The sequence below is a fragment of the Streptomyces sp. Tue6028 genome (assembly GCF_002300165.1).
GTDB classification, from domain to species: Bacteria; Actinomycetota; Actinomycetes; order Streptomycetales; family Streptomycetaceae; genus Streptomyces; species Streptomyces siamensis.
The window spans coordinates 35,914-49,406 of sequence record NZ_MLCE01000006.1 but is presented as its reverse complement, the minus strand read 5'-3'; the positions used below and the strand labels follow the sequence as shown (position 1 = coordinate 49,406).

Below are 13,493 nucleotides of genomic sequence, written 5' to 3'. Positions count from 1 at the left end.
GACCGCCGGTCGCATCTGCGTCGTTTCGACCGTTGTCAGACCGAGGACCTAGTCTGTGCACCGTGACTTCGCCTGCATCGACGGACAGCGTTCCGCCCCAGCTCAGCGCGGGGCCGCGCCCGGCACCGGGCCCGGCCGCCGACGAGGGCCTGGCGCGGCGTCTGCGCGCGCTCGCCTGCACCGCGCCGCTGCACGACCTCGACGCACGCAAGGCGAACCTCGCGGGTGAGTACACGGTCTACGGAATGGCGGAGATCGCCCTCGCCGCCATCGACCTCGTCACACTCAACATGGACTTCGACACGGGCGCCGACCACGACCAGATAGTGGCCAGGCTCATCCCGCGCATCGCCGCGCAGGCCCCGCGGCGGCCCGTCGCCGAGCACGAGCGCGTGGCCCGCTGGGTCCTGGAGAACCTGATCAACGTCGGCAGCGTCGACCGCGGCTTCCGCGCGGTGTACGGCACCTTCGCGCCCGACGGCTCCTACGTCCGCCGCGACTACGACTTCAAGCTGATCGAGGAGGTGCCCGGATACGGCGGCAGCGTCTACCTCCGTACGACCGACGAAGCGGTCAACGTCCTCGTCGGCGCCCTCGACACCGACGTCACCAGCGCGCAGATCGCCGCCGAGGTCAAGCTGGAGGTGCTGATCAGCAGGGGTCGGCTCGCGGACGCCCAGCTCGCCGCCGAGCAGGCCCGCTACCGCACCGTGCAGTACTCCGAGACGCTCCGCCGGGCGCTGGACGCGACCCGCCGCAATGTGCGGGCCGTCGACTGGCTCCAGGCCGTCCCGGACATGATCGCCGAGGCGCTGGACCACGTGGCCGACCGGTACCGCCACGAGAACGCGATCCTCACCAACATCCGCAAGGCCCGGGACGAGTCCGAGGACCCCGAGCACAAGCGGCGGGCCGCCGAGCTCGTCGACATCGTCAAGGACTGCATCCGCAGGCACACCCAGCTCCAGTCCCGGCTGCTGGAGGCGGGTCCCCTGTTCCGCGCGGAGCAGGACCGGCAGGCCTTCGCGACCCCGATGACGACGTCCGGCATCGACCTGTACGGACATCTCGTCGCCCCCGTACTGCCCCTGCCGGTGGAGCAGGCGCTGCGCGTCACCGACGCCTTCTTCGCCCGCGGGACGGGGCTGCGCACCCCCGTCGCCGTACGCGTCGGGGATCTCGTCGACCTGCTCCTGACCCCGCCTCTGGAGCGGGAGCACCTCGGCGCCGAGATGCCCGAGCCCGATCTGATCGCCACGCCGGACGACAGCCGGTTCAGTGAGGAGCAGCTCGCCTCCGCGAGGGAGCTGCTCGACCTGCCCGCGGACGCGCCGCGCCGCCTGTCCGGTCTCCTCGCCGAAGCCCGCCGCCGCGACCCCGAACTGCCCTACCTGGTCGCGCTGCTGGCCGTCCACGCGGCCAGCCCGCCGGTCGGCACCGCCTACCGACAGGGCGAGGAGAAGCTGCTCTTCGCGGTGGACGACGGCACGGAGCTGGACGATCCGGAGTTCGGCGGCGCCGACCTCATCGTCGGCACCGCCCTGCTGGACGCGGCGGGGATGGCGGCGGACCGCACGGAAGCCGCATGAGATGCCGGACCGCAGCCGGGCGCGGGACCGGACCGACGCCCGCCTGACCCCGGCCGGACATGGCGCCGGGCCCCGCGACGGAGCCCGCGGGACGCCGGCCGGGAGCCGCGCGAGCGGCCCGGCCCGGACCGGACCCCCGGCCCGGCGCAAGCCGCACGAGACACCGGGCGACAGCCCCCTGACATTGACGTACGTGATGAAGCAGACCCCGACCAAGGAGCCCCAGCCGTGACCGAGCACGTCGAGTGGAGTGAAGCGGAGGCCACCGCCGCTCCGGCGCACGCCCCCGTCACCCCGGCCGACGCCGCCGACGCGGCGCGGCTCGTCGCCTTCGGGCTGCAGCCCAAGCTCCAGCCCGCCCGCGACCAGGAGTACACCGAGCTGCTGCGCCGGTACCGCGAGGACCCGCCGTTCGCACGGCTCGCCGACGCCGTGGCCGCCGGACTCGGGCTGGTCGTGCTGGAGGTGTCCCCGCGCGCGGGGATGGCGGTGACCGCCGCCGAGGACTCCGTGTTCGCCGTCCGGATGGGCGACTACGCCCGCCGCGCGTCGGCCGACTCAGGCGACCGCTTCCTGCACGGGCTCGCCCACCTCGCGGTCGCCGCCCTCGCCTTCCCCCGCCCCGAGGATCTCGCGGACGACGGATACATCGGACGCGTCTCGGTCAACGGCGTCGACGCGTTCGTCCGACAGGCCTGCAGGCGCCTGGAGGAGCGGGCGGGCGACCAGGGCGAGAACACCGACCCGGCGACGGACGCCCCGGGTCTGGAGGCGGCCTGGCGGATCTGGGCGCGCCGCAGCTCCACCGGCGCCACCAAGGACGCGAGACGACTGGCCGGCTCGACCACCGGCATCGTCGGCAAGGCGGCCGCCTTCCTCACCGACTCGGGATTCCTCCAGCGCACCGGGGACGACGCAGGAGGCACGTACCGCACCACGGCCCGCTATCAGCTCCAGGTCCGCGACATGGCGGGCAGCGCGGCCATGGCCGAGCTCCTGGAACTGGGCGTCGTCCCGGTGACCGACGGCACCGCGACCCTGATGCCCACCGAGGACACCGACGACCTCGAGCTGGCCGCCGAAGCCGGACTGCCTTTCCACTCCTGACCGACTCACCCCCTCACGACTACGAGAGTCCGCCGCCATGTACGAGCTGTCCCGGGTCCGCCTCTACTCCATCGGGCCTGCCGGTGCGCGCTACGCCGACACCGTGCTGGACCTGCGGGGTGTCGGCGAGCCCGTGCCCGACCCCGCGCCCATCCAGGCGGAGTTCTTCGAGGAGGAGCCGGTGGGGCCGCCGCGTCGGCCCGCTCCCGCGGGCGTGCTCTTCCTGGAGAACGGCGGCGGCAAGTCGGTGCTGCTCAAGCTGATCTTCTCCGTGATGCTCCCCGGCCACCGCAACACCCTCGGCGGCGCCAGCTCCGGCGTCCTGCGCAAGTTCCTGCTCGCCGACGACTGCGGGCACGTCGCGCTGGAGTGGCAGCACACGCTGACCGGCGAGTGCGTCGTGGTCGGCAAGGCCAGCGAATGGCGCGGCCGGCAGGTCTCCAACGACCCGCGGAAGTTCGCCGAGGCCTGGTACTCCTTCCGGCCCGGCCCCGGACTGAGCCTGGACAATCTGCCCGTCGCCGAGTCCACCGCAGTGCGCCCACCCGTGGAGGGCGCGTCCGGGGCACAGGGACGACGCCGCACCATGAAGGGCTTCCGGGACGCGATCACCGAGGCCGGCAAGGCGTACCCGCACCTCGAAGTGCACTGGGAGGAGATCCACGACCGGTGGAACGAACACCTCGGCGACCTGGGTCTGGACCCCGAACTCTTCCGCTACCAGCGGGAGATGAACGCCGACGAGGGTGAGGCCGCCGGCCTCTTCGCGGTCAAGAAGGACTCCGACTTCACCGACCTGCTGCTCCGCGCGGTCACCGACACCCGGGACACCGACGGACTCGCCGACCTGGTCGGCGGCTTCGGCAACAAGCTGGGGCGCCGCGCCGAACTCATCGCCGAGCGCGACTTCACGGCCGGCTCCGTCGAACTCCTCGGGCGGATCGTCGAGGTCAGCGAGGCGCGCGCACGCGCGCGTGACATCCACGCGGGCGCGGAGCGGCGCACCCGGACACTGGCACGCCGGCTGTCCGCGCGTGCCGTGCAGGAGCGCGTGCGGGCCGGGGAGCTCGCCCAGCGCGTGACCGCCGCCGCGTACGCCGTCACCCACGCCGAGGGTGCCCGCGAGCGCAGCGCCCTGATCGCCGCCGAACTCGCCTACCGGCACGCCTCGTTGGCGCTGGCCGGAGCCGAGAAGTCCGCGACGGCACAGAAGCGCGAGCTCGCCGACGCGCGCACCCTGCACTCCGCGTGGCAGGCCGCCGAGGCCGTGCTGCGGCATCGCGCGGCCGCCGACCGCTCCGCGCGCGTGGCCGCCGCGATCCGGGAGGCCGAACGCGACGCCGCGCCCGCGCTCGCCGCGCGCGCCAAGGCCGCCGTCGACCTGGTCCGCGCCCTGCACCGCGCCGCCGAGAGCGCCGAGACCCTCGCCAACGAGGAGGAGGAGCGCTCGGCCGGTCTCCAGGAGGTCGGCGAGACGGCCTACGCGGACTCGACCGCCGCGGCGACCGCGGCTCAGCGCGCCCGCAGCGAGGTCGGGCATCTGCGCCAGCGCCTCGCCGAGGTCGAGCAGGAGACCGCCGAGGCGGTGCGCGCCGGCTGGCTCGACGACAGCGCCCCGGACGCCGACCCGGCCCGCGCCGCGCTCGCCGCCAGCGACGCCGAGAAGACGGCCGTCGCCTCCTGGGACACCGCCCGCGAGGCCGCGCGCCGCGCCTTTGAGCACGCCCGCGAGGCGGCCTCCGCCGAGTCCCGCGCGGAACTGACGGCCGCACGCGCGGCGGACGCCGCCACGGCGGCCGAGCGGTCCCACGAGGCGGAGCGCCGTACGGCGGAGACGATGGCCCAGGAGGAGCGGCTGGCCGAGCTGCTCGGTCTGCCGGCCGCCGCCCGCACGGTCCGCGGCACCGTGCCCGTACCCCGCACCGGCGACAGCGCGGCCGGGGACGCCCGCAGCGGTGTCGGCCACGGCAAGGAAGACGGTGCCGCGGCGGGGCGGAGCGGCGCGGACGACACCTGGGACACGGCCGAAAGCCCCCTGGCCCCACACGAGTTGGACCACTACGCCGACGAGCTCCGCGAGCTCCTCGACGACGGGGTCGCCGCCGCCGAGCGGCAGCTGTTCGAGCTGCGGACCGCCGCCGCGGACGACGCGCGCATTCTCGGCGCCCTCGGTGACGGCGGCCTGCTGCCGCCGGGCCCCGACGTGCTCGCCACCGTGGAGTACCTCGGCGAACACGGCATCCCCGCCCTGCCCGGCTGGCGCTATCTCGCCCAGGCCGTCGACCCCGCCGACCACGCGCGCGTGCTCGCCGCCCGCCCGGAGCTGGTCGACGGTGTGATCATCACCGACCCGGACACGCACGCACGGGCCCGAGAGGTGCTCGGCGACGCCGCGCTGCTGCCCCGTTCGGCCGTGGCCGTCGGCACCGCCGCCGCGTTGCTCGCCCCCACCCCGGCCCCCGACGCGGGAGACGGCGGAGTCTTCCTCGTACCGCCGAACCCGGCCATGCACGACGAGCACGCCGCCGACGAGGAGCGGCAGACGCTGCGCAGCCGCGCCACCCAGCGGGACGAGGAGATCCGCGTCCTGGCCGGGCGGCTCGCCAAGGACCGCGAGCTGGCGGCACGCCTCGCGTCGTGGCGCACCGGATGCCCGGCCGGGCGGCTCGCCGAGCTCGCGACGGCCGCGGGGGAAGCCCGTGCGTTCGCCGACGAGGCCGAGGCGGAGCTGGCCGAGGCCCGCACCGTCCGGGCGGAGGCCGACGAGGCCGCGGCCGAAGCGGCCCACGTGCGCGACGAACGCCAGGAGGCCGCGCAGCGTGCCCGGCGCGCCGCCGACGCGCTCGCCGGGCTCGCGTTCCGGTTGCGTGAGCGCGCCGGCTGGCAGGTCAAGGTCCGTGAACTCGCCGACGAGGCCGCGGAGTCGGAAGCTCGCGCCCAGGTCTGCCTGGAGCGCGCCCGCGCCGCCGACGAGGATCGCCGTGCCGCCCAGCGCGCCGCCGACGACGCCCGGCGCACGGCCCGCGCGCTGCGCGCCGAGCGCGCGGAGATCGCCGGCGCCCCCGATGACGTACCGGAGGACGGGACGGCAGCGTCGCAGTCCCCGCTGCCCGCGCTGCGCGAGGCCTACCGCGCCGCGTCCCAGCTGTACGAGAAGGTCGGCGTCGGCGCCGACCTGCGCGCCGAGCAGGCCCGCGCCGAGAGCGACGAGAGCGCCGCGCTCGCCGAACTGGACCGGCTCAGCAACAAGGTACGCACGCGCGCGGCCCAGCTCCTCGAATCGCCCGACGGCTCCGACGGTCCCTCCCGGCAGGCCGCCGCCGCCCGTGCCGAGGAGCTCGTGCAGCTCCTGGAGACCCGCATGTCGACCGCGAGCGAGCAGCTCGGACGACTGCGCGGCGAGGCCGAGCGGCACGCGCCCGAGGACGGCGAGGCCCACACCCGGCTGCCCGAGGAACTGCTGCCCCGCGACGCCGAGCACGCGCAGAGCCTGCTGCGCACAGCCATGGGCGAACTGACCTCCCGTGTCGAGGCGTTGGAGCAGGCCCGCGAGGCCCATGCCGAACTGCTCGCCGCCCACCGCGCCGCCGAGGACGCGGCCGGCGGCTTCGACGAGACGTCCGCCCTGCTCAGGGATCTCCTGCGCGAGCACGCCGACGAGGAGCAGGAGGAGTCCGAGCCCTACCCCGGCACGCTCGAAGAGGCACGTCACTCCGCTGCCGAGACCCGCCGCTCGCTGCGTGGCTGCGCCGCCGACCTGTCCGCAGCCGAGTCCGCCGTCCGCGAAGCCGGTGACGTCCTCGTACGGCATGCCAACTCCACGCGGTACGAGCAGGTGCGCACCCCCGCACGGCAGCAGATCCGCGAGCTTCCCGCCGCCGCGCTGCCGGAGCACGCGCAGAAGTGGGCGGACGCGTTCGCGCCCCGGCTGCGGGTGCTGACCGACGAGCTGGCACAGCTGGAGCGCAACCGCGACTCGATCGTGGACCGACTGCGCGGGCTCGTGGAGTCGTCGCTCGCCACCCTGCGGTCCGCGCAGCGGCTGTCCCGTCTCCCCGAAGGGCTCGGCGAGTGGTCCGGACAGGAGTTCCTGCGGATCCGCTTCGAGGAGCCCGATCAGGCCACGCTCACCGAGCGGCTCGGCGAGGTCGTCGACGAGGCGACCCGCGCGGCGGTCAGGAAGAACTCGGACATGCGCCGCGACGGCATGTCGCTGCTGCTGCGCGGAGTCAGCGCGGCACTGCAGCCGAAGGGCATCGCCGTCGAGATCCTCAAGCCGGACGCCGTGCTGCGCGCCGAGCGTGTCCCGGTCGGGCAGATGGGCGACGTCTTCTCCGGCGGACAGCTGCTTACGGCGGCCATCGCCCTGTACTGCACGATGGCCGCGCTGCGCAGCAACGACCGTGGCCGCGACAAGCACCGCCACGCCGGCACGCTCTTCCTCGACAACCCCATCGGCCGCGCCAACGCGACGTACCTGCTGGAGCTCCAGCGGGCCGTCTCGGACGCGCTCGGCGTCCAGCTCCTGTACACCACGGGCCTGTTCGACACGACGGCGCTCGCCGAGTTCCCGCTGGTGATCCGGCTGCGCAACGACGCCGACCTGCGTGCCGGCCTGAAGTACATCAGCGTGGAGGAGCACCTGCGGCCGGGACTGCCGCAGCAGGCACAGGCGGGGGAGGCCGTGCACAGCGAGATCACGGCGACGCGGATGTACAAGCGTCCCGCGCCGAGCACTCCGCAGCCCTGAGGGGCACCGGGGAGCCGCGCGCCAGGCCGGCGCGCGGCTCCCCGGTGCCGACGACGGGAGGCCTCGCGGACGCCCCGCTCACGGAGGTGCCGTCAGGCGTCTTCCTTCAGCAGGTCGGCGCACTTCTCGCCGATCATCATCGTCGTGATGCACGGATTGACGGAGATGAGGTCCGGCATCACCGAGCCGTCCGCCACCCGCAGACCCGCGATCCCCTTGACCCGCAGACGCGCGTCGAGCGGCGCCGACGCGTCGTCGTCCGCACCCATCTTCACCGTGCACGACGGGTGGTAGACGGTGTTGTGGGTCTTGTGGATGTAGTCGAGCAGTTCGTCGTCCGTGCGCACGTCGGGACCGGGCGCCAGCTCCGCGCCCGTCCAGCCGCTCAGCGCCGGCTGCCCGGCGATCCGGCGGGCCAGCCTCAGGCCGTACGTCATCACCCGCACGTCGTGCTCGTGCGTGAAGTAGCGCGGATCGACCATCGGTTTGTCCCGGTAGTCACGGGTGCGCAGCCGCACGGTGCCGCGTGACTTCGCGCGCGTGACGTTCGGCGTCAGACAGAAGGCGTTCTCCGACGTGGGGAAGCCGTGCCGGGCCGTGTTCATGTCGAACGGCACCGAGCCGTAGTGGAACATCAAGTCCGGACGGTCCAGGCCCGGTTCGGTGTCGTAGAAGATGCCCGCCTCCCACCACTGGCTGGACGTGGTGGTCATCGGCTGCCGGGCCTCCCACATGATGACGCCCTCCGGGTGGTCCTGGAGGTTCTCGCCCACTCCGGCCGCGTCCACGACCACCTCCACGCCCACCTCGCGCAGATGCCCGGCCGGCCCGATGCCGGACAGCATCAGCAGCTTGGGGGTGTCGATGGATCCGCAGGACACGATCACCTCGCGGCGGGCGCGCACCGTCCGGGTGTGGACCAGGTCCGGGTCGAGGTACTCCGCGCCCACGCAGCGGCGGCCGTCGAGCACGAGCTTCTTGGCCCGCACCCCGGTGCGCACCTCCAGGTTCGGGCGCTTGCCCATGACCGGGTGGAGGTAGGCGACCGACGAGGACTGCCTGATGTTGTTCTCGTCGGAGTTGATCTGGAACCAGTTGGCGCCGCGGATCACGGTCGTTCCGGTGTTGAACGCGGCGGTCGGGATGCCCGCCTGCGCGCACGCCTCCAACAGCGCCGCACCACAGGGGTCTTCGCCCTTGAGCGTGCGCAGCTTGACCGGGCCGTTGCGGCCGTGGTGGTCTCCCGGCGCGTCGTTCGACTCCAGCCGCCGGTAGAGCGGGAAGAGTTCGGCCGCGCTCCAGCCCGTACACCCGGCGGCCGCCCAGTCGTCGAGATCCTCCGCGGGGGCCCAGAAGGCGATGCACGAATTGTGGGAGGAACAGCCGCCGAGCACCTTCGCGCGGGCGTGCCGCATGAAGCTGTTGCCGCTCGTCTGCGGCTCGACGGGGTAGTCCCAGTCGTAGCCGGACTCCAACAGGCCCATCCAGCGCTCCAGTTTGAGGACGCTGTCGTCGCCGACGTCGCTGGGACCGGCCTCCAGGACGCACACGGTGACGGACGGGTCCGCGGAGAGCCGGGCGGCCACCACGTTCCCGGCGGTGCCGCCGCCGACCACCACATAGTCGAACTCGTCGATGCTCATGAGCGGGTGACCTCCTTCAGTCGGCCGTGGGGGCGGCGAGGGGAGACGTGGCGGCCGGTGACTCCAACCGGTGCTCGGCGAGCACACCGGTCCGGTGCCGCTGGACGAACCAGTAGTAGGCGAAGCCGCCGCCCGCGATGACGGCGACGAACAGCACCGCGCCCCAGCGCAGGTACCAGTGGAAGGGCGCGGCGGCGTTGTACACGGAGGCGCGGGGCCAGATCAGGTTGAGCGTCATGGCCGCGCCCCACACCACGGCGACGATGTTGACGAGCAGGCCCCAGCGGCCCAGGCTGAACCGGCCCTCGCCCGCCGGCTGCCAGGTGCCGCGCAGCCTGGCCACCAGCATCGGCGCGGTGACGCCGAGATAGGCGAGGTAGATCATGATGATGCCGATGCTGGTGACGACGGTGAAGATCTGCGGCTGGCGGATGTTGACGACGAGGATCGCCACCGCCAGGACACCGATGATCACCGCGGGCAGCACCGGGGTCTTGAACCGCGGACTGACCCGCGCCATCAGGGCGGACGCGGGCAGATTGTTGTCCCGGGCCATCGCGAAGGCCAGCCGGATGGCCGCGGTGTGCACGGCGAGCGCGCAGACGGTGACGGCGATGAGCACGCACCACAGCATCGCCTTGCCCGCCGTCGGACCGAGCACGTCGAGCACGATGTACTGGAGGCCGTCCGTGGACAGCTTGTCGCCCTTGAGGCTGGAGACGCTCATCAGCGCCAGCAGCAGCACGAGTCCGCCGAGGATGAACGAGGCGACGATGGCGCGGATGATGGCGCGCGGGGCGTTGCGGGACGGGTCGAGGGACTCCTCGCCGAGCGAGGCGGCCGTGTCGAAGCCGTACATCACGTACGCGGACGCCAGCGAGGCCACGAGGAACGCGCCCAGGTAGCCCGTGGAATGACCGGCTCCCGTACCGGCGGTCTCCGTGACGACCTGCGGGCCTCGCGTGATGTGGACGGCGAACAGCACGATGAGGACGACGGTGGCGATCAGCTCGATGAAGACGCCGGCGCTGTTGATGGTGGCCATCAGCTTCACACCGAAGGCGTTCACCAGGGTCGTGAACAGGATGAGCACGGTCGCCAGGACCACCGCGTTGGTGGCGACGTCGTACGTGCCGGTGCCGTCGCCGACGAACTGGAAGACGTCGGAGATCTGGGGCAGCGTGAGCTGATAGGCGAGCGCCACGGCCGAGATCGACACGATGGAGGCGATCAGCATCATCCAGCCGGCGAGCCAGCCGAGGTGCGGATTGCCTATCTTCTTCGACCAGTTGTAGACCGAGCCCGCGACCGGATAGCGGGCCGCGAGTTCCGCGAAACAGAGCGCGACCATGAACTGGCCGAAGAAGACCATCGGCCAGGACCACCAGTAGGCGGCGCCGCCGCTGCCGTAGCCGAAGTAGAAGAGCTGGAAGGTGCCGGTGAGGATGGAGATGTAGCTGATGCCGGCGGCGAACGTGTGGAAGTTGCCCAGGGTGCGTTTGAGTTCGGGCTTGTAGCCGAACTCGGCGAGTTCGGCGTCGTCGTGACCCTGTGGGTCTGTCGGTTGCTCGGTTGTCGTCATGAGCGGACTCCAGGTGGGCCTGGGGGAGGGATGAGGGAGCGGCTCCTGCGGATGCCGGGACCGGTGCGGGGACTGCGCGCGGTGCGGTGTGCGGGATGGTGCGCGGTGCGGTGTGCGGGATGGTGCGCGGTGCGGTGCGCCGTGTGCCGTGCGGGGTGGTGCGCATGGTCGTACACGGTGTCGTGCGTGTGTGGTGCGCATTGTGGCGTCAGGGCGACGTCAGGCGAACCACCCCTGCGGGGACGGGTCGGTGTTCCGCCAGATGTGCTTGGCCTCGCGGTACTCGGCGAGGCCGGACGGCCCGAGCTCGCGCCCGGAGCCGGACTGCTTGAAACCGCCCCACTCGGCCTGCGGGACGTACGGGTGATAGTCGTTGATCCACACCGTGCCGAGGCGCAGCCGGGCCGCGACCCGCCGGGCCTTGGCCTCGTCGGTGGTGAAGACCGCGCCCGCGAGACCGTAGACCGTGTCGTTCGCGAGCCGCACCGCCTCGGCCTCGCCGCCGAAGCGCTCCACGGTGAGCACGGGCCCGAACGACTCGTCCTGGACCACCGACATGCCGCCGGTGCACTCGTCCAGCACCGTCGGCAGGTAGTAGAACCCCTCGTCGAGCCCTTCGGGACGGGCCCCGCCGCAGCGCAGCACCGCACCTTCCGCGAGGCCCCGGGCGACGTACGCCTCGACCTTGGAGCGGTGCGCCTCCGAGATCAGCGGACCGGTCTGCGCGCGCTCGTCGAACGGCCCGCCGAGCCGGATCCGCCCGGCACGCCGCACCACCTCGTCGACGAACCGGTCGTGCAGCGCGTCCTCGACCAGGAGCCGCGCGCCCGCCGAGCAGACCTGCCCGGAGTGCAGGAAGACGGCCGTCAGCGCCATGTCGACCGCCGTCTCGAAGTCGGCGTCCGCGAAGACGATGTTGGGGTTCTTGCCGCCGAGTTCCAGGGCGACCTTCTTGACCGTCCCGGCCGCCGCGGCCATCAGCCGACGGCCGGTCCCGAGGCCGCCGGTGAACGAGACGAGGTCCACGTCCGGATGGTCGGCGAGGGGGGCGCCCGCCTCCGGACCCGCGCCCAGCACCAGGTTGGCGACGCCCGGCGGGAGCCCCGCCTCGTCGAGGAGGCGCATCAGACGGATCGCCGTGTGCGGGGTGAGCTCGCTCGGCTTGAGGACGAAGGTGTTGCCCGCCGCGAGGGCAGGCGCGACCTTCCACGCGGTCTGCAGCAGTGGGTAGTTCCACGGTGTGATCAGCGCGCAGACCCCGACCGGCTCGTACACGACACGGCTGTCGACGGCCGCCGAGCCCGTGTCGACGACCCGGCCGGCCTCGGCGGCGGCCAGCCGGCCGAAGTAGCGGAAGCAGTTCGCGACGTCGTCGATGTCGTACTCGCTCTCGACGAGCCGCTTGCCGGTGTCGAGGGACTCGGCGCGGGCGAGCGCGTCCTTGTCGCGCACGAGCAGGCCGGCGACACGCAGCAGCAGATCGCCTCGGTCCGCGGGCGCGGTCGCGGGCCACGGTCCATCGTCGAAGGCGCGGCGCGCGGCGGCGATCGCGTCGGCCGTGTCCTTGCCGCCCGCCTCGTCGACGACGCCGACCGGGGAGCCGTCGGCGGGACAGCGGATCTCCCGGGTGCGCCCGTCCAGCGCGCCCCGCCAGGAACCGTCGATGAACAGGTCAGGCATGCGGGCCTCCCAGCTGCGTCGTCAGCCACTCGTGGAAGATGCCGATGTGGTGCTCGGTGGGGACCAGCACGCCGCCCCTGCGGTACGCCCGCGACGCCATCGCAGGCTGGGTCCGCTCGCAGGCCGCGAAGTCCTGCTCGTTCACGCGGTGGAAGAGCTCCACCGACCTGGACATGTCCGCGCCGGACGCGACGACCTCCGGCGCGTACAGCCAGTCGCACTCGACGACCGTGCGGTCCTCGGCGAGCGGGAACATGCGGTGCAGGATGACGTGGTCCGGGACGAGGTTGATGAAGACCGTCGGCTTCACGGTGATCGCGTAGTAACGGCGGTCCTGGTCGTCGGAGACCTCGGGGAGCCGGGCGAAGCCCTCGCCGCCGTCGACCGTGAACCCCTTGATCCCCTCGCCGAACTCGGCGCCATGGCCCACGTAGTACTGGGCCGCGTATCCGTCGGCGAACTCCGGCAGCACGTCGGTGAGTTCGGGGTGGATCGTCGCGCAGTGGTAGCACTCCATGAAGTTCTCGACGATCAGCTTCCAGTTCGCCTTCACGTCGTACGTGATGCGGCGGCCGAGCGCCAGGTTCTCGGTGCCGTAGTGCTCGATGGCCGCCGCGTCGCCGAGCCGTTCGACGGCCGCGCCCGTCACGGTCTCCTCGAAGGAGGGCGGTTCGTCGGCCAGGCACACCCAGGCGTACCCCAGCCACTCGCGGAGGGCGACCGTGACCAGGCCGTACTCGGCGCGGTCGACGTCCGGCATCTTCGTCAGGTTCGGCGCGGCGACGAGCCTGCCGTCGAGGTCGTACGTCCAGGCGTGGTACGGGCATTGGAGACTCCGGCGGACCTCCCCTGATTCCTCGGTGCACAACCGGGCCCCGCGATGGCGGCAGATGTTCAGGAAGGCGCGCAGCTCACCCGTGCGGGAACGGGTGACGAGGACGCTCTCGCGGCCGACCTGCACGGTGCGGAACGCGCCGGGCTTCGCCAGGTCGGCGGAGCGGACGGCGCAGAACCACATCGACTCGAAGAGTCGCTCCTGCTCCTGCCGGAAGATCTCCGGATCGGTGTAGTAGCGCCCCGGGAGGGTGGCGATCAGGCTGGGCGAGAGGGGGGACGGGGACACGGGGATCGTCGTCACGTGC

Annotated in this window: 7 protein-coding genes; 3 read left to right on the top strand and 4 right to left on the bottom strand. The window is 72.8% G+C overall.

Translation table 11 applies throughout. From position 1 onward, the window contains the following. The first annotated feature begins 62 nt into the window (after positions 1-62). From BKI49_RS04885 to BKI49_RS04870, 3 genes are all read left to right on the top strand, one after another. On the top strand, positions 63-1,589 hold the full coding sequence (locus BKI49_RS04885) for a hypothetical protein (RefSeq protein WP_095932957.1): 1,527 nt from the start codon (positions 63-65) through the stop codon (positions 1,587-1,589). Between the two features lie 228 nt (positions 1,590-1,817). Continuing rightward, entirely contained in the window at positions 1,818-2,696 is an 879-nt protein-coding gene (locus BKI49_RS04875; protein ID WP_095932955.1) for a hypothetical protein, read from the top strand. A 37-nt stretch (positions 2,697-2,733) separates the two neighbouring features. Next, on the top strand, positions 2,734-7,446 hold the full coding sequence (locus BKI49_RS04870; protein ID WP_095932954.1) for a hypothetical protein: 4,713 nt from the start codon (positions 2,734-2,736) through the stop codon (positions 7,444-7,446). Positions 7,447-7,538: 92 nt separating this feature from the next. On the opposite strand, the gene BKI49_RS04865 is transcribed toward BKI49_RS04870, so the two are convergent. The 4 genes from BKI49_RS04865 to BKI49_RS04850 all read right to left on the bottom strand — a co-directional run bounded on the left by BKI49_RS04865 (position 7,539) and on the right by BKI49_RS04850 (position 13,489). Continuing rightward, positions 7,539-9,089: a GMC family oxidoreductase gene (locus BKI49_RS04865; RefSeq protein ID WP_095932953.1), complete on the bottom strand. Its 1,551-nt coding sequence runs from the start codon at positions 9,087-9,089 to the stop codon at positions 7,539-7,541. Positions 9,090-9,105: 16 nt separating this feature from the next. Further along, positions 9,106-10,671: an APC family permease gene (locus BKI49_RS04860; RefSeq protein ID WP_095932952.1), complete on the bottom strand. Its 1,566-nt coding sequence runs from the start codon at positions 10,669-10,671 to the stop codon at positions 9,106-9,108. Positions 10,672-10,890: 219 nt separating this feature from the next. Continuing rightward, positions 10,891-12,351, bottom strand: a complete 1,461-nt coding sequence (locus BKI49_RS04855; RefSeq protein ID WP_095932951.1) for an aldehyde dehydrogenase family protein — start codon at positions 12,349-12,351, stop codon at positions 10,891-10,893. Further along, entirely contained in the window at positions 12,344-13,489 is a 1,146-nt protein-coding gene (locus BKI49_RS04850; protein WP_095932950.1) for an aromatic ring-hydroxylating oxygenase subunit alpha, read from the bottom strand. The genes BKI49_RS04855 and BKI49_RS04850 overlap by 8 nt, the downstream gene beginning before the upstream one ends. Positions 13,490-13,493 lie beyond the last annotated feature (4 nt).

Excerpts from the sequence above, each read along its gene's own strand:
- BKI49_RS04860 (WP_095932952.1), bottom strand. The coding sequence starts at position 10,671 with ATGACGACAACCGAGCAACCGACAGACCCACAGGGTCACGACGACGCC.
- BKI49_RS04855 (WP_095932951.1), bottom strand. The coding sequence starts at position 12,351 with ATGCCTGACCTGTTCATCGACGGTTCCTGGCGGGGCGCGCTGGACGGG.
- BKI49_RS04865 (WP_095932953.1), bottom strand. The coding sequence starts at position 9,089 with ATGAGCATCGACGAGTTCGACTATGTGGTGGTCGGCGGCGGCACCGCC.
- BKI49_RS04870 (WP_095932954.1), top strand. The coding sequence starts at position 2,734 with ATGTACGAGCTGTCCCGGGTCCGCCTCTACTCCATCGGGCCTGCCGGT.